Here is a 16908-nt window from a genome sequence, read left to right on the forward strand (position 1 = left end):
GCTCAGCCTCCGGCGGGCTGCGCTCCTGACGAACGGCTATTCGAGGTGTCACCCGTTCGACTGAGTCGGGTCCGCACCAGGACGCCTTCTAGCGTGCGCTCAATGGACAGCGCCGACAGTGCCGCGCTGAGGGCGAGGAGGGCGCCGGTGACCTCGAGGCCCTCCTCGATACCGACGAGCAGATGGTAGGGCAAGCTGCCCCGCGAGAGATCGTCAAGGCGTCCGCCGACAACGATGCCGCCCATGGCTTCAAAGCCAACGGCACCGAGCAGGAAGATGGCTCCCGCAACGATGAGCCGGCGGCGAAGCTGTCGGCCGATCGTGCGGGCCACCCAGAGCACAAGCAGGCCGGCGAGAATGGCCAGCGGCACACCGACGGAGAGCCAGGCAAATGTGAAGCGGGTATCGAGATCGAATTTAGCCAATTTCTCGTGCAGTTGGGCTATTTCGTCTGCTGACAGTTCAACGGCGACGGCCGCGAGCACAAAGTACGGCGCACCGACGCCCCCCTCATTCCGAGCGGTTAACCCGACCGCACCCAGGGACAGCCCGATACCGGCCAGAAGCAGCCCGGATGCCCAAGCCCACAGGTTCGCTTCGCCGTCGGCGTAGAGCAGGCTCGCTGCGGCGCTAAGAGCGCGCCAGCCAGGGGTTGTGATGTCGAGGTTCTCGCGCAGGTAGTGGGTGACGATCCCACCCAACAGCATGACGGCGAAAATTAGGGCGACGATCCAGAGAAACCATCGCCGAGCAGTGCCCTGAATTGGAACTCTCTGGATGTCCATGGCCAAGCAGCCTATGACGGGCGATGGCGCCGCGCATCCTCAATACTGAGGGTGATGGCATCGCTGATGACGAGCGGGCACTTCACGGTGAGTGGGAGGTGCGCCGCTTTGCAGGAGTGAAACTCGCCGGCACTGGCGCAGGTCCAGCGTCTAGTGCGAAGTCACGCGTTGAGGCCGCGGCGGTCGAGCAGCGGCTGCAGCTCGGCGTCGCGGCCGCGCCAGTGGCGGTAGGCCTCCAGGGGGTCTTTGGTGCCGCCGACTCCGAGCAGGCGGTCGCGAAAACGATCGCCGTTGTCGCGCGTGAGGCCGCCATTCTCCCTAAACCATTCGACAGTATCGGCGTCGAGCACCTCGCTCCAGATGTAGGAGTAGTACCCGGCGTCGTACCCTCCCGAGAAGGTGTGGGCGAAGTAGGTGCTCGCGTAGCGGGTGGGAACAGCCGCATTGTCGAGCGAAACGGAGGCGAGGGCCTCCGCTTCGAACCGGGCAACGTCGGTGACGACCGTGTCGGCGTCAATGCGGTGCCAGGCCTGGTCGAGGAGTGCTGCGGCGAGGTACTCGCTGGTCAGGAAGCCCTCGTTGAAAGCCGACGACGCCTGGATTCGGTCCACCAACTTCTGCGGCATTGCCTCACCGGTCTGGTAATGGCGGGCGTAGTTGGCGAGCACTTCTGGCCAGAGCATCCACATCTCGTTGACCTGGCTGGGGAATTCCACGAAGTCCCGGTAGACATTGGTGCCGGAGAATTTGGGATAGGTTGCGCGGGCCAGGAGACCGTGCAGGGCATGTCCGAATTCGTGGAACAGGGTGGTGACCTGGTCGTACGTGAGCAGAGTCGGCTGGCCGGCAGCGGGCTTCGACACGTTGAGATTATTGCAGACCACGGTCGTATTGGTGCCGAGCAGGCCCGACTGCGAGACCAGGGCATTCATCCAAGCCCCGCCGCGCTTGGAATCGCGGGTGTAGAAGTCGCCGATGTAGAGACCGAGTGCAGTGCCGTCTTCTGTCGTGACCTCGAAGACGCGCGATTCGGGGTGCCAGCCGACCAGCTCGGGCCTCGCCGTGAAGGTCAGCCCGTAGAGCTGGTTGGCCGCGTAGAAGACCCCGTTGGTCAGTACGCTTTCGAGCTCGAAGTAGGGGCGCATGGCCGCGGTGTCCACGTCGTACTTGGCGCGCCGCACTTTCTCGGTGTAGAACGCCCAGTCCCAGGCAGCCAGTTCGAATCCACCGCCCTCGGCGTCGACCACGGCCTGCAGATCGACCTGTTCCACACGGGCATTGCGGGCAGCGGCTGGTGCGAGACGTCCGAGCAAATCCCAAACTGCACCGGGGGTCTTGGCGGTTTCGTCGGCGGTCACATAGGCGGCGTGGCTGTCAAACCCCAGCAGTCGAGCGCGTTGGGCGCGCAGGTGGGTGATCTCAATCACGAGCGGCCGGTTATCGTTGGCCGCTCCCGCCGCATCCGAGCGGATACCGCGGGCTCGGCTTGCCGCGAGCAATCGTTCGCGCACCCCCCGGTCGGTGAGGCTCGCGAGATAGGGGTGCGAGGTGGGCAGTACCAGGCTGATCAGGTATTTGCCGTCGAGCTGGCGTTCCCGGGCGGCCTCGGCGGCCGCCGAGATCTCACCCTCCGTGAGCCCGTCGAGCTCGGCCACGTCGTCAATGATGAGGGCGAGCTCGTTGGTGTCGGCCAGCAGGTTCTTTTCGAAGCGGGTGGTGAGGGTCGACAGCCGCGAGTTGAAATCACGCAGAGACTGCTTGTTGTCGTCGCTCAGGCCGGCCCCGGCCAGCGTGAACTCGGTGAAATAGCGCTCGACGAGGTAGAGCGACTCGGCGTCGAGTCCGAGGCTGGCGCGCTGCTCGTGCACGGCGGCGAGGCGCGAGTAGAGCGCGGGATCGAGGCGGATCGCGTCGGCGTGGGCGGCCAGCAGCGGCGCGAGTTCTTCTTCGAGGTCGTTGGTGAAGTCGCTGGAGTCGGAGGAACTCTTGTTGAAGAAGACCTCGGAGACCCGGGCGAGTGTCTGTCCGCTGCGCTCGAGCGCGACGAGCGTATTGTCGAAACTGGGGGCATCCGCTGTGCCGGTGATGGCGCTGACCTCGGCGAGCTGCGCGGTCATGCCCTGCAGAAAGGCCGGTCGATAGTGTTCGTCGGTAATGGAAGCAAAGGGCGGCAGTTGGTAGGGAAGCGTGCTCCGGGTGAAAAAGGGGTTGTTCGCGGTGAGAGCCATGCGTCCACACTAGCGACCCGGCCGTGCGGGGCCGGCTGCGCAGGAGTCGCGATGGCGATACTGGACATCGAGCGGCCCACCCGCCCGGACTAGAAGTTGCTGATGCGCGACCACTCGGCGCGCACGACGCTGAGCGCATCGTCGAGGCTGACTCCCCGCCGATGTAGGGCCTGCGCGAAGCGTCGCGCACTCGCTCGAGACTCGTCGTCGATGCCCTGATCGGCGCGCACCCTGGTGCCGCTGGCCCGACTGGTTGAGATGAGCCCCGCTGCCTCCAATGCGGCGTAGGCACGCGCGACGGTGCCCGTCGCTACCCGCAGATCGGTCGCGAGCTGGCGCATCGAGGGCAGGCGCTGGTCGGCGGCGAGCGATCCGGCTCGGATCTGGTCGGCCAGCTGGGCCCGAATCTGCTCGAACGGCGGCGTGGCCTGGTCTTCGTCGATGGTGATCATGTGCGGAGGGTCATGACGGCCGGGTGGATGCTGCATCCACTGTGGGGGCGCCTGCCGAAGAGACGCGGTCGAGTGGCTGCCTGGTGGCATCCAGGATTGAGAGGATGACCAGAACGCCGCCGAGCAGCGTGACGATCAACCCCGCAACCAGCTCGGTAAGACCGATGGTGGCGGCTGGCTGCATAGCGGAGGCAGCCGTCCCTCCGGGCAGGAAGGTGGTTGCAGCGTTTCTCGTGGCCCAGCCGGCGACCAGCAGCACACCACCGGAGTAAAGAAACAGCGCTCCGGAGCTGAGCTGCATGACTACACGCGTGGCGAGAATTCGCACCGCACGATCGAGCGCTTCGAATTGTTCTGAGCGCGCTGCCGAGGCGATTCGACCGAGTGCAAACAGTGTCACCGCCGCGAGCAGCACGGTTAGGCCGATCAGCGGCACACCGTAGTACCAGCCCGGGTAGGGGCTCGCTGTGCTTTGGCCGATGGTGATCGAACGAAAAGCGCCGTCAGGCTGCGCGCTCGACGCCAGGCCGGCAATGATCGCGAAGACAACCGTGGCGACTGCAGCGCCCAGTGGAAGCAGAAATCCCCAGGCCGGCCCGTATGTCCACACTCGGCGCGGCACTAAATCGGCCGAGCGGCGCGCGGGCCGGTCGGTCACGATGCGAGTGGGGCAGAGCGCGAAGACCAACAGCCCGATCGCTGCAGCGACGCCAGGGGCCAGCAACAGCGGCAAACCATACCAACCAGGTTGCGCCTGGTTGAGCCGGTCGAGCGACCAGAGCACCATTCCGCCGGCCAGGAGAGCGCCGATGTTGCGCAGCATGATTGAACGGGAGAACCTGCGCGCGGCCACCGTGCCAATCTCGGGAACCGTCACGGCGAGGACGGCCAGGCCATTTCGGCTGGCCACGCGAACAATCCCGACCACGAGAAAAACGAGCAGAAAGTAAATGAGAAACAACATGCGTGCCCCTTTTGTGTGTCACTGAGGTGACACACAAAACGCTAGCACGTGTACCAACGCGCAGCTACACGTGCGCCCTAAATCCATTCCTCGTCATCGTCATCGACGTTGGTCGATGGCTGCGTGATGGTGGCACTGTCGTCGACCGGATTGAACCGGATGATGGTGCCATCGTCGAGCTCGATCACCGGTTTCGATTCCAGCCAGGTCAGGGTCCAGCGCCAGGTACTGGTGTCGACGTCCAGCGCCGTGAGATCTTCTTCGACCGCTTGCACGGCGATTTCAACAACGTGCGGCAGCCCCGCCGGCAGCGTGCCGCCCAGGGTCCATCGGGTGCCCAACTGCATGATCTAGACGTCAATCTCGTAGGTGACCCAGTCGGTACGCGTTCCGAGCTGGTCGTAGAGCACCTGCGCGGTTGCATTGTCGGCGGCGGTCATCAGCTGAATCTGGGCCAGCTGGTGCACACGGGCATAGTCCTTAGTGAATTCCATCAATAAGGTGCCGACGCCCTTTCCGCGCGCGTCCTCGGCCACATAGAGATCGTCTAGGAACAGCGCGAGGTCGCCGCTAAGGGTGCGCGGAACGCTGCGGTAGTGTGCGAGGCCGACGAAGTCACCATCGTCGTTGACCGCCACGGCACCAAAGAGGGCGTTGTTCGTGTCGATAATCCAGCTCCACACCTGCAGGGCTTTCTGATCGGTAAGTTCGCTCTCGTAGAACGCGCTGTAGCCCTCGAACAGGCCCAGCCAGGCGAAAAAGTCCTTGTCGCCCAATGGGCGCACGGTCACTGACATCTGGTCTCCTAACTTTCCAACACGGTGGCGAACACGATGTCGGTCACAGCGAGTTCACTGCCGTCGACAAAGGTCAGATTGTGAATGCGACCGACCGCTTTGAGATCAGCAGCGGCCAGGGTCAACAGGGCAATTTCGGCGGGTGCACCGCATATTACTGCGGAATCCACCTCAGACTTCTGCGACGCTTTCGCATCCGTTTTGGCACGACGGATGCCAGTCAAAGCGCGGCTGGCCAAATCGAGCAGGGCAATATTGCCGATGGCGACCTCGTCGCTGCCGAGCAGGTCGGCCGCGACCGGCCACGGCGCGGTGTGCACCGAGCCGTCGTTGGACCAGGACCAGGCTTCTTCGGTCGCGAACGGAACGAACGGCGCGAACAGGCGCAGTAGCGTGGCCAGTGCGGTGCGCAGCGCGGCAACGGCGGAAGCCTGGCCGGGTCCGGGCTCGCCGTAAGCGCGTTCCTTGACCAGCTCGAGGTAGTCGTCGCAGAAGGTCCAGAAGAAACTTTCCGTGGTCTCCAGCGCCCGGGCGTGGTCGTAGTTCTCGAACGCAGTCGTGGCCTGGGCGACGACCGCGGTGAGGCCGGCGAGCATGCTCTGGTCGACGGGTTCGGTGATCGGGGCTGTACTGCTGCCCTGCGACATGGAGACGAACTTGCTCGCGTTGAGGATCTTGATGGCGAGGCGACGGCCGATCTTGATCTGCGTCGGGTTTTGGGGGTCGAAGGCCGCGTCGGTGCCGAGGCGCGAGGAAGCCGCCCAGTAGCGCACCGCGTCGGATCCATGTTTTTCGAGCATGTCGGCCGGGGTGACGACGTTGCCCTTGGACTTCGACATCTTCTTGCGGTCGGGGTCGACGATGAAGCCGCTGAGCGCGGCATGCTGCCACGGTGCCACACCGTGCTGCTGCTCGGCGCGCAGCACCGTGGAGAACAACCAGGTGCGAATGATGTCCTGGCCCTGCGGGCGCAGCGAATAAGGGAAGACTAGCTGGAACAGTTCCGGGTCTCGCTCCCAGCCACCGGCAAGTTGTGGAGTAAGCGAGGAGGTGGCCCAGGTGTCCATCACGTCGACTTCGCCGACGAAGCCGCCGGCCTCGCCGCGCTGGCTCTCGGTGTAGCCGGGCGCGGGATCCGAGGACGGGTCAACCGGTAGCAGGTCGCGGGTGGCGACAATCGGCTGGTCGAATACCGGCTTGGCCTCGGTGTCGAGGGGGTACCAAACCGGCAGAGGCACGCCGAAGAAACGCTGGCGGGAGATGAGCCAGTCGCCGGTGAGTCCATTCACCCAATTCTCGTAGCGCACTTTCATGAATTCAGGGTGCCAGGCCAGCTCGGTGCCGTGCTCGAGCAGTCGCGCGCGGAGCTTTTCGTCGCGGGCACCGTTGCGGATGTACCACTGGCGAGTGGAAACGATTTCGAGTGGCTTGTCGCCCTTTTCGAAGAACTTGACGGCGTGCACGATCGGCTTCGGCTCACCGATGAGGTCGCCACTGGCTTTCAAAAGTTCAACCACGGCGGCCTTCGCCCCGAACACGGTCTTGCCGGCGAGCTGCGCATACGCGTCGCGGCCGACGAGGGAGGTGATCGCCTCCGGTGCTTCGGCAGTGATGCGACCATCGAAACCCATGATGGCGCGGTTGGGCAGGTCGAGTTCGCGCCACCAGACGACGTCGGTCAGATCGCCGAAAGTACAGATCATGGCGATTCCTGAACCCTTATCCTTCTGGGCGAGGTGGTGCGCGAGCACCGGAACCTCGACACCAAACACGGGGGTCGTCACGGTGGTGCCAAACAGATGCTTGTAGCGTTCGTCATCGGGATGCGCGACGAGGGCAACGCAGGCCGGGAGAAGTTCGGGGCGGGTCGTCTCGATCTCGATCGTGCTGCCGTCGGGCTTCAGGAAGGAGACCCGGTGGTAAGCGGCGGGCATGTCCTTGTCTTCAAGTTCAGCCTGGGCTACAGCGGTGCGAAAAGTGACGTCCCAGAGGGTCGGCGCCATGGCCTGGTACGCCTCGCCGCGTTCGACATTGCCGAGAAAGGCGAGCTGCGAGGTGAACAGTGCCTCCTGGCCGATGGTGCGGTAGGTCTGCGTCCAGTCGACACTCAGGCCGAGTGCACGCCACACGGCTTCAAACTGCTTCTCGTCTTCTTTGGTGAGGGTTTCGCAGAGTTCGATGAAGTTGCGGCGGCTGATCGGCAGCTGGTCGGCAGCTTTCGAGCTCTTGCCGTCTCCGCCTTTGAATGGTGCAACAAAGTTCTCGGTATAGCCGAGCGAGGGGTCGCAGCGCACGCCGTAATAGTTCTGTACGCGACGTTCGGTGGGCAGGCCGTTGTCGTCCCAGCCCATCGGGTAAAACACGTTCTTGCCGCGCATCCGCTGAAAACGGGCGACGACGTCAGTGTGGGTGTATGAGAAAACGTGGCCGATGTGCAGCGAACCAGATGCGGTCGGCGGGGGAGTGTCGATTGAGTAGATCGTCTCGCGGGTAGCGTTCTCGCGTGCAAAAAGGTAGGTGCCGTCGGTTTCCCAGCGGGACTGCCACTTGGCTTCGAGCCCTTCGAGCGCAGGCTTTTCGGGGACGCGGTCGGCGTGGGTCATAACTCTCCGGTTCGGTGTATTCGGCACCGTGTCGATGGTGAGGTGCCCGAGTGTGCGCATCTAATCTACCCGATCGGCTCTTTTTCCCCGAACGGGGGCTCTTCTCTCAATCGCGAAAATGGTTGTTTCACGCGCGCAGGCGGGGCACGGCGGCCAGTAACTGCGCAGAGTATGGATGCTGCGGCGCGGCAAAAACGCGCTCCGCCGGGCCCATTTCGACGATGCGCCCGTCGCGCATGATCGCGATGTGATCACTGACGTGCTGCACGACACCGAGATCGTGCGAGATGAAAATGAGGCTGAGCCCGCGCTCTCGCTGCACGTCGTCAAGCAGATCGAGCACCTGAGCCTGAACGGTCACGTCGAGTGAGGAGACGGGTTCGTCACAGATGAGAATTTCGGGTCGGCCGGCCAGCGCCCGCGCGATACCGACCCGTTGTCTCTGCCCGCCGGAGAGTTCGAGCGGGCGTCGGGGCAGCACTGTGGGCGCGAGGCCGACCTCGTCGAGCAGGCTGGTGAGTCGCGCCGTCGTGTGCGGGGCGCCGCGCTCGTGCCGCAGGTGCAGGGCGTCGGTGAGGATCTCGGCGACGCTCCAGCGCGGATCGAATGAGCCGAGGGCATCCTGATAGATCGCCCCGACGGATGCCCGCAGCCCGCGGCGGGTCTTCTCGCTGGTCGTGCTCCACGGCTCGCCGAACACCCGAACCTCGCCGTGATCTGGGGCCAGTAACGCGAGCAGAAGACGCGCGGTCGTGGTTTTGCCCGAGCCAGACTCGCCGACGATGCCGAGGGTGCTTCCGCGGTGCAACGCGAACGAGACGTCGTCAACGGCGAGCTGCCGGGTGCCATCTTGACGTCGAAAACTTTTCGACAGGCCGATGGCTTCGAGCACGACGGTGCTCTCGGGCGAAACCTCAGCCCGGGAATCGCCCGTGGCCGTTAAACCGCTCGGGGTGTCGGGCCCATCGGACGGGCTTAGTCGGGTGCCGCGAGGTTTGTCGCCCGGTATCGCGGCGACCATTCGCCGGGTCTGCTCCTGCTGGGGCGAGCCGAGAACCTCCGGTGTACGGCCGGTTTCCACGAGCTGTCCGTCATACATGACGGCGACCCGGTGCGCGACGCGACTCACCACGGCCAGGTCATGGCTGATCAGAAGCACGGCGGTGCCGGCGCCGGTGATCTGTTCAAGCAGTGCCAGGATCTGCGCTTGCACTGTAACGTCGAGCGCCGTTGTCGGTTCGTCGGCGATGAGCAGCGGCGGGTTCAGCGCAATCGCCGCGGCAATCAAAGCGCGTTGACGTTCGCCGCCGGAGAGCTGCCCCGAGAGCTTGCGCACCTGCAATTCGGGTTCCGGCAGTCCGACTGCGTCAAGCAGCTCGAGCACCCGCCGTGCCCGGCCTGCAGCACCGAGCGTGGTGTGCAGCCGCAGTGAATCAGCGATCTCTCGGCCGATCGGCCTCAACGGATCGAGCGAGACCAGGGCATCCTGCAACACCAGACCCACGTCCTTGCCTCGTCTGGCCTGCCATGCGCGACCGGTCAGCCCTAAAACGCTCTGCCCGCCGAGCTCGAGCCGGTCGGCGCTGACCCGGGCGTTCGTACCGGCCAGACCCAGCAGGCTGCGGGCGGTCACGCTTTTACCCGAGCCGGATTCGCCGACGATGGCGAGGCACTCACCCGGGGCGACGGCGAACGACACACCGCGAACAACCGGCTCAGCCGAGCCGAAGCCAACCCGCAGGTTGCGCACGGTCACCGCGGCAGCACTGTCGCCAAAGACTACTGACCCATTCATGCGTGCCTCATCCGCCGGTCGATACTGCGGCCGAGCACCGTGGCGGTCACGGCGGTCAGCACGATGAACAACCCTGGAAAGAAGCTCATCCACCAGGCCGATGTGATGTACGTGCGCCCGGCCGAGAGCATGGCGCCCCACTCCGAGGTCGGCGGTTCGGCACCGAGCCCGAGGTAGCTCAGCGTTGCCGCCCAGACAATGGCCTGGCCGACGCCCAGGGTAGCGAGCACGAACAGGGGGGCGAGGGTGTTGGGGAGAATGTGGCGCAGCAGAATCTGCCACCGGGTGCGGCCGAGCACGGTCGCCGCCTCGACGAACGCCTGTGATCGCACCGTAATCAGCTGGGCCCTGATGGTGCGCGCATACCCGGGTGCTGTCGACAGTCCCACGGCGATCGTCGCGGTGACAACACCGGGGCCGAAGATGACAATGAACAAAAGCGCCAGGAGCAGCCCTGGAAAAGCGAAAAGTACCTCAAGAAACCGATTGACGGTGAAGTCGACGACCCGGCCGAGCATCCCGGCCAGGGTGCCCAGCAGAATACCGAGCCCCAGCCCGATCGCGGTGGCGATCGCCCCGATCACCAGAGAGTACTGGGTGCCGTGCACCACTCTGGAGTAGATGTCGCGGCCCGATTCGTCGGTGCCGAACCCGTGCGCCAAGTTCGGCGGCTGAAACGCTGAGAGCGGGTCGATCGCGAGGGGGTCGCCCGGCGCCAGCAACTGGGGCACGACCGCCGACACCAACAGGAACAGGGCGAGCACTCCAGCCGCCGTCTCGGCCACACCGAGGCGCCGAGACGGGCCGGACTGGCGGGATTGGGCTGCAAGGCCAGCCTGCACTTCGAGGTCGCTCATGTCAGTCGCAATCGCGGATCGACCAGGCGACTGGCAGCATCCGTGAGCAGTGTCATCAAAATATAGGCGACCGCGACGATCATGACCACGCCGATCACCACCGGAACATCCCGAAGGGTAACGGCAGTGAGCAGGGTGCGGCCGAGGCCGGGGCGGGCGAAAATGGTCTCGACGACGACCGCGCCGCTGATCAGGGAACCGAACGCCCAACCGGAGAGGCTGATCGCTGGCAGCGAGGCGTGGCGCAGCGCGTGCACCCAGCGCACACCACGCTCGCTCTCACCGCGGGCGCGGGCCGAGAGCACGAAGGGGCTCTCCAGCGCGACCAGCAGCGATTCGCGCATGATCTGCCCGAGAAATCCGGCCAGCGGAACGGCCAGGGTGAGAACCGGTAACACGAGCCCGGCAACGTCGCCGGTGCTGATGGGTGGCAGCACGCCGAGCCCGATGCTGAACACGACAATCAACGAGGTCGCGAGCCAGAAATGTGGCAGCGCTGCCGCGACGATTTCGAGGCTCGACCCTACGCGGGCGGCGACTTTGCCACCGCGGGTCGACCAGGTGGCGAGGGCGAGAGCGAGCAGCCAGGCGAGGGCGAGGGCGAGAACAGCCAGCAGCAGGGTGCCGCCAAGCTGGCTGAGCACGAGCGGTCCGACGTCCATGTTGAGCGCATACGACCGTCCGAGGTCGCCGGTTGCGAGCCGGCCCAACTGGGCGAAATACTGCACGATCACGGGTTGGTCGAAGCCATACTCGGCGCGGACCGCCGCGAGGGCCTCCGGCGAGGCTTGCGATCCCGGGCCCCCGAGAACGGCTTGGGCAGGGTCACCGGGAATGAGGCGCACAGCAAAGAACGTAATGGTGGCCACCATCCACAGTACGAAGACCGCTCCGGCGAGGCGGGCTGCGAGTCGGGGGAACACTCGAGCGAATATGCCGAGCACGGCCGGGCGTCGAGCGAGCGCGCTGGCGTTGCCTTGGTCGGGGAGAACCGGTCCTGGCCCGGGGAGACCGGCCGCCGCTACCGGTTCAGCCACGCGTCGTACAGCGTCGGCACAGCCACGGTCGGCAGGGTACGCAGGCCGATCACGTCGCCGCGCAGCAGAAAGTGGTTCTGCTGGTCGTAGAGCGGCAGGATGTAGAAGCCCTCCAGGATGCGATCCTGGGCGTCGGAATAGAGGGACGCGCGCTCTGCGGCATCCGCCGTGCTCGCAGCAGTCGTGAGCAGCTCATCGATTGCCGGGTCGTTGACCTGGGCGAGATTGGCGAAATACCCGCTCGGTGCCGGCACGATGCTGTCGGAGTGGTACAGAATGCGCAGGACGTCGGGGCCGACCTTGGTATACGGCGCGCTGACCGCGTCGTAGGCGTTGCTGGCGAGGGCCGCGTACCAGCTGGAAAGATCCATCGGGCTCAGTTTCACCTCGAAACCGGTGGCTTTCGCCGTGGCTTGAATCTGCTCGAATACGCTCTGCTCGGCGGGAATGGACTGGTTGGTACTCACCGGAAACTCCACCGTCAGTCGAACGCCGTCTTTGACCCGGTAACCGTCGTCATCCATTTCGTCCCAGCCGGCTTCATCGAGCAGGGTGCCGGCCGCGGCCGGGTCATAGGCGAACAGGGCGGCGTTCGAGACGGCGGTGGGCTCAACGCTCGACAGTGCCGAGTACGAGCGGGTTGCCGTGCCCTGGAACAGGCTCGACACGGCATCGTCGACGTTCGCCGAGCGGATGAACGCCTCTCGCACGCGCACATCGTCGAAGGGAGCCTGACCCGAGTTCAGCTCGATGCGGTTGGACGATCCGGGGCGCGGAGAATCGAGCTCTTTGATTGAATCGCTCTGCTCGGCCTGCACGATCGTGTCGGGCTGGGCGTTGTCGATCACGTCGACCTCGCCGGACTGCAAGGCGGCGTACCGCGAGGCCGAATCGGGAATGAACCGCCAGATGACCGTGTCGAGGTAGGCGGGTCCGGAATGGTCGGCATCCGCTGGCGGGGAAACGTAGTCATCGTTTCGCACGAGGGTGACCGCGTTCTGCTTCACCCAGCTCTCGACGATGAACGGGCCGGTACCGACCGGCGCGGCACAGTTCTCGTCCTGGCTGCGTTCGAGCGCCGTAGGTGATTGGATGGCGAGCCACGGCTGGGACAGCGATTCCAGCAGGGCACTGTCGGGTTCGCTGAGGGTGAAACGCACGACGGTGGGGGAGACCGCCTCGGTGCCCGTGACCTTGCCGAGGGCGAGATATCCGGTCGATGACAGCGTCGTCGGGTCTTGCAGATGAGCGATGTTGGCCTGCACCGCGCTCGCGTCGAACACCGTGCCGTCGGTGAAGGTCACGTCGTCGCGCAGGGTGAAATCCCAGGTCAGGCCGTCAGCGCTCGGCTCCCAGGACTCGGCCAGCCAGGGGATGATCTGGCCAGTGTTGTCGCGGGAGACGAGCGACTCGAGGTATTGGGCGCTGATCAGTGCCTGGGGGAAGTTGCCGCCAACGTGCGGGTCCAGGCAGCTCGGTTCGGCGTCGCCCGAGGCGTAGGTGAGCGTGCCACCACTTTTGGGTTCACCGACCGATTTGTTCGAGCCGGTCGAGGTGCAGCCGGCTACGAGCAGCCCGAGGGTGATCAGGCCGGCGCCCGCGGCGAGCAGACGGCGGGTACGGGCTGGGTGCAGCATTTGATTCTTCACCCCTCAACGTTAGGCTACGGCGGTGGATCGTCCGGTACGATTAGCGTGAATGACAGTGACCCGGCTATCACCGGGAAGTCTTCGGAAGAACAGACGATCGCCCCCGGGTGGACATCCCAGTAGAACCGAACGAGTCGGGCCCGTCACAGCCTGTGAACAAGCGGTCGCCCGGCAGTTGCGTGCGGCAAGCGAGGTGGTACCGCGGCGATTTCTCCAGAATCGTTCGTCCTCGTGGAGCAGGGCCCCAGCGACCCGTCCCGGTAGGAGAAGTAATTTGTACCCCAAGAACCGCAACGCCCGAAGTGGCAGCAACCCCCTGGAGGGCGAGCCCACGTCCGGCGCGAACATTGTTCCCTCCCCGAATTTTCCCGCGCTCGAAAACGAAGTGCTCGAATTCTGGAAGAACGACGACACGTTCCAGGCTTCGATCGACGCACGCGCCGGCGCCGAGGAATGGACCTTCTACGACGGCCCGCCATTCGCCAATGGCCTGCCGCACTACGGCCACCTGCTCACCGGGTACGCCAAAGACCTGTTCCCACGGTTTCAGACTATGCGCGGCAAGCAGGTGCACCGCCGGTTCGGCTGGGACACCCACGGTCTGCCGGCCGAGCTCGAAGCCGAGCGCAAGCTCGGCATCACCGACAAGAGCCAGATCGAACAGATGGGCCTCGCCGCGTTCAACGCGGTCGCCCGGGAGTCGGTGCTCGAGTACACCAAGGACTGGGAAGAGTACGTCACCCGGCAGGCCCGCTGGGTCGACTTCGACAACGACTACAAGACCCTCGACATCACCTTCATGGAATCGGTGATCTGGGCCTTCAAACAGCTGCATACCAAGGGCCTCGCCTACGAGGGCTACCGCGTTTTGCCGTACTGCTGGCGCGACCAGACCCCGCTCTCCAACCACGAACTGCGCATGGACGATGACGTCTACAAGATGCGCCAGGACCAGACCGTCACGGTCACGTTTCCGCTGATCGGCGCCAAGGCTGAAGCCCTCGGTCTCACGGCGGTACGGGCCCTGGCCTGGACCACGACCCCGTGGACGCTGCCGACGAACTTTGCGCTCGCCGTGGGCCCCGAAATTGTCTATGCCGTGGTGCCGGCCGGCCCGAACGGCACGCCAGACGCCGAGGTCCTCCGCGAAGGCGTCGCATCCTCGGCCGAGGTGTTTGGCGCCGAGTACCTCATCGCGATCGATCTGGTCGGCAACTATGCGAAAGACCTCGGCTACGAGAGCGCAGCCGAGGCATCCGCCGCCGTATCGCGCACCGTGCTGGGACGCGACCTCGAGGGCGTCAGCTATGACCGCCTGTTCGACTATTACGCCGACGAAGCCGTCTGGGGCACCCAGAACGCCTGGCGCATCCTCGTCGCCGACTACGTCACCACGAGCGACGGTACCGGCATCGTGCACCAGGCGCCCGCCTACGGTGAGGAAGACCAGAAGATAGGTGAGGCCGCCGGCATCCCGGTCATCCTCTCCCTCGACGACGGCGGAAAATTTCTCAGCGACGTTCCCGAAGTGGCCGGTCAGCTCTGGAGTGACGCCAACAAGCCACTCACCGCACTGCTCAAGGCCAACGGCCGGCTGCTGCGCCAGGCCAGCTACGAGCACTCCTACCCGCACTGCTGGCGCTGCCGCAACCCGCTCATCTATAAGGCTGTCTCGAGCTGGTTCGTAAGGGTCACCGACTTTCGCCCGCGCATGGTCGAACTCAACCAGGAAGTGAACTGGGTTCCGGAGAACGTCAAAGACGGCCAGTTCGGCAAGTGGATCGGCAACGCCCGCGACTGGTCGATCAGCCGCAACCGGTACTGGGGTTCACCCATCCCGGTCTGGAAGAGCGACAACCCCGATTACCCCCGAACGGATGTCTACGGCTCGCTCGACGAGCTCGAGGCTGACTTCGGCGTGCGGCCCACCGACCTGCACCGCCCCTACATCGACGAACTCACCCGACCGAATCCCGACGACCCCACCGGCCAGTCCACGATGCGCCGAATCACCGACGTGCTCGACGTCTGGTTCGACTCCGGCTCGATGCCCTTCGCCCAGGTGCACTACCCATTTGAGAACCGGGAATGGTTCGAAGCGCACAACCCGGCCGACTTCATCGTCGAATACATCGGGCAGACCCGCGGCTGGTTCTACCTGCTGCACGTGCTCTCCACCGCCCTGTTCGACCGGCCGGCGTTCAAAAACGTGGTCAGTCACGGTATCGTGCTCGGCAACGACGGCCAAAAGATGAGCAAGTCGCTGCGCAACTACCCCGACGTCAATGAGGTCTTCGACCGCGACGGCGCCGACGCCATGCGCTGGTTCCTGATGAGTTCCCCGGTGCTGCGCGGCGGAAACCTTGTCGTCACCGAGGAAGGCATCCGCGAGGGGGCCCGTCAGCTCATGCTGCCGCTGTGGAGCACCTGGTATTTCTTCTCCCTCTATGCCAACGCCTCCGGTGCGGATGCCGGGAAGTCCGCGGGCTACGACGCTACCTGGCGCACCGATTCCACCGACGTGCTGGACCGCTACCTGCTGGCCAAGACCCGCGACCTGATTGTCGGCGTCACGACCGATCTCGAAGCGCTCGACAGCACGGTCGCGGCCGCACGCCTGCGCGACTTCGCCGACGTACTCACCAACTGGTACGTGCGCCGGTCACGCGACCGATTCTGGGGAGGAGCAGCCGAAAGCGACACCGCCCACGAAGCTTTCGACACGCTCTACACCGTTCTGGAAACCGTCTGCCGGGTCACCGCACCGCTGCTGCCGCTCGTGACCGAGCGCATCTGGCAGGGCCTGACCGGGGGTCGCAGCGTGCACCTCGAGGACTGGCCAGATGCCACCCTGTTCCCCGCCGACGAGAACCTCGTCGCTGCGATGGACCAGGTTCGCCTGATCAGTTCGACCGTGCTGTCGCTGCGCAAGCAGGCTGGCCTGCGAGTGCGCCTGCCGCTGACCAACCTCACCGTCGTCACCGACAACACCGCCGCACTTTCGGCCTTCGTCGGCATCCTCCGCGACGAGCTCAACGTGAAGACGGTCACCCTGATCGAGCTCGAAGATGATAGCGCCGCCGCCTACGGTGTCACGAGCAGGCTCGTCGTCAACGCCCGCGCCGCGGGTCCCCGACTCGGCAAGCAGGTGCAGCACGTCATCAAGGCCGCTCGTGTCGGCGATTGGAGCGAGGCCGACGGTGTTGTCACGGCCGGCGGTATCGCTCTTGAAGCGAGCGAATTTGAGCTGACCCTTGAGGCCAACAACGACGGCGCTGACGGTGGGGCGGCCTTGGCATTGCTGCCCGGCGGCGGTTTTGCGCTGCTCGCGACTCACACCACGCCCGAACTTGAGGCCGAGGGATTCGCCCGCGACCTGATCCGTGCCGTGCAGGACACTCGCAAATCGGCCGGTTTTTCGGTGAGCGACCGCATCCGCCTCGATCTGGTCTTTCAGAGCGAAACGGATGCCGACTCCTTCGACCTCGCCTTCGGGGTCGATGTGGCGGCCGAGACACTCGCCACGAGCTTCACCACTCATCGTCCGTCAACCGGGGAAATTCCTCGCGAGTTGCCGTCGGAGTGGCTCGAGGCTCGTGTCAGCGCCCCCGTCGAACACTACGTTCGGTTTGAAGCAGACCACTATGTCAACCAGGGCGCCGTCATTGTGGCCGTCGCACGAGTGAACGGAGCCACCCTTGTCTGAGAACGACAACCCCGCCGACGGAACACCCGCCGACG

At 65.0% G+C, this 16908-nt stretch carries 12 protein-coding genes; 1 reads left to right on the plus strand and 11 read right to left on the minus strand.

Translation table 11 applies throughout. The annotated features are described in order from the left end of the window. Positions 1-2 precede the first annotated feature (2 nt). The 11 genes from E3T51_RS06610 to E3T51_RS06660 all read right to left on the minus strand — a co-directional run bounded on the left by E3T51_RS06610 (position 3) and on the right by E3T51_RS06660 (position 13155). Entirely contained in the window at positions 3-785 is a 783-nt protein-coding gene (locus E3T51_RS06610; RefSeq protein ID WP_134528955.1) for a hypothetical protein, read from the minus strand. A 161-nt stretch (positions 786-946) separates the two neighbouring features. Further along, on the minus strand, positions 947-3013 hold the full coding sequence (locus E3T51_RS06615; RefSeq protein ID WP_134528956.1) for a M3 family metallopeptidase: 2067 nt from the start codon (positions 3011-3013) through the stop codon (positions 947-949). 89 nt (positions 3014-3102) lie between these two features. Further along, the gene (locus E3T51_RS06620; protein WP_134528957.1) at positions 3103-3465 is read right to left on the minus strand and encodes a GntR family transcriptional regulator; all 363 of its coding nucleotides are present in this window, start codon (positions 3463-3465) and stop codon (positions 3103-3105) included. A 10-nt stretch (positions 3466-3475) separates the two neighbouring features. Further along, positions 3476-4429, minus strand: a complete 954-nt coding sequence (locus E3T51_RS06625) for a hypothetical protein (RefSeq protein ID WP_134528958.1) — start codon at positions 4427-4429, stop codon at positions 3476-3478. Between the two features lie 77 nt (positions 4430-4506). Then, positions 4507-4776: a hypothetical protein gene (locus tag E3T51_RS06630; RefSeq protein WP_134528960.1), complete on the minus strand. Its 270-nt coding sequence runs from the start codon at positions 4774-4776 to the stop codon at positions 4507-4509. Positions 4777-4779: 3 nt separating this feature from the next. Then, on the minus strand, positions 4780-5226 hold the full coding sequence (locus tag E3T51_RS06635) for a GNAT family N-acetyltransferase (protein ID WP_134528962.1): 447 nt from the start codon (positions 5224-5226) through the stop codon (positions 4780-4782). 8 nt (positions 5227-5234) lie between these two features. Beyond that, positions 5235-7829, minus strand: coding sequence for a valine--tRNA ligase (gene valS / locus E3T51_RS06640; protein WP_134528964.1), 2595 nt, complete (start codon positions 7827-7829; stop codon positions 5235-5237). 127 nt (positions 7830-7956) lie between these two features. After that, complete coding sequence (locus E3T51_RS06645; protein ID WP_134528966.1) at positions 7957-9624, minus strand: dipeptide ABC transporter ATP-binding protein; 1668 nt, start codon at positions 9622-9624, stop codon at positions 7957-7959. Next, complete coding sequence (locus E3T51_RS06650) at positions 9621-10481, minus strand: ABC transporter permease (protein ID WP_134528968.1); 861 nt, start codon at positions 10479-10481, stop codon at positions 9621-9623. Before E3T51_RS06650 ends, E3T51_RS06645 begins: the two co-directional genes overlap by 4 nt. Continuing rightward, positions 10478-11518 (minus strand): ABC transporter permease, encoded by a 1041-nt coding sequence (locus E3T51_RS06655; protein ID WP_420898417.1) that lies wholly within the window; start codon positions 11516-11518, stop codon positions 10478-10480. The genes E3T51_RS06650 and E3T51_RS06655 overlap by 4 nt, the downstream gene beginning before the upstream one ends. Further along, positions 11503-13155: an ABC transporter substrate-binding protein gene (locus E3T51_RS06660; RefSeq protein ID WP_134529415.1), complete on the minus strand. Its 1653-nt coding sequence runs from the start codon at positions 13153-13155 to the stop codon at positions 11503-11505. The genes E3T51_RS06655 and E3T51_RS06660 overlap by 16 nt, the downstream gene beginning before the upstream one ends. Positions 13156-13483: 328 nt before the next feature. On the opposite strand from E3T51_RS06660, the gene ileS reads away from it, so the two are divergent. Further along, positions 13484-16873, plus strand: coding sequence for an isoleucine--tRNA ligase (gene ileS, locus E3T51_RS06665; RefSeq protein ID WP_241989226.1), 3390 nt, complete (start codon positions 13484-13486; stop codon positions 16871-16873). Positions 16874-16908 lie beyond the last annotated feature (35 nt).

It is taken from the genome of Cryobacterium serini, assembly GCF_004404025.1.
Classification (GTDB): domain Bacteria; phylum Actinomycetota; class Actinomycetes; order Actinomycetales; family Microbacteriaceae; genus Cryobacterium; species Cryobacterium serini.

Excerpts from the sequence above, each read along its gene's own strand:
- E3T51_RS06610 (WP_134528955.1), bottom strand. The coding sequence starts at position 785 with ATGGACATCCAGAGAGTTCCAATTCAGGGCACTGCTCGGCGATGGTTT.
- E3T51_RS06615 (WP_134528956.1), bottom strand. The coding sequence starts at position 3,013 with ATGGCTCTCACCGCGAACAACCCCTTTTTCACCCGGAGCACGCTTCCC.
- E3T51_RS06620 (WP_134528957.1), bottom strand. The coding sequence starts at position 3,465 with ATGATCACCATCGACGAAGACCAGGCCACGCCGCCGTTCGAGCAGATT.
- E3T51_RS06625 (WP_134528958.1), bottom strand. The coding sequence starts at position 4,429 with ATGTTGTTTCTCATTTACTTTCTGCTCGTTTTTCTCGTGGTCGGGATT.
- E3T51_RS06630 (WP_134528960.1), bottom strand. The coding sequence starts at position 4,776 with ATGCAGTTGGGCACCCGATGGACCCTGGGCGGCACGCTGCCGGCGGGG.
- E3T51_RS06635 (WP_134528962.1), bottom strand. The coding sequence starts at position 5,226 with ATGTCAGTGACCGTGCGCCCATTGGGCGACAAGGACTTTTTCGCCTGG.
- valS (WP_134528964.1), bottom strand. The coding sequence starts at position 7,829 with ATGACCCACGCCGACCGCGTCCCCGAAAAGCCTGCGCTCGAAGGGCTC.
- E3T51_RS06645 (WP_134528966.1), bottom strand. The coding sequence starts at position 9,624 with ATGAATGGGTCAGTAGTCTTTGGCGACAGTGCTGCCGCGGTGACCGTG.
- E3T51_RS06650 (WP_134528968.1), bottom strand. The coding sequence starts at position 10,481 with ATGAGCGACCTCGAAGTGCAGGCTGGCCTTGCAGCCCAATCCCGCCAG.
- E3T51_RS06660 (WP_134529415.1), bottom strand. The coding sequence starts at position 13,155 with ATGCTGCACCCAGCCCGTACCCGCCGTCTGCTCGCCGCGGGCGCCGGC.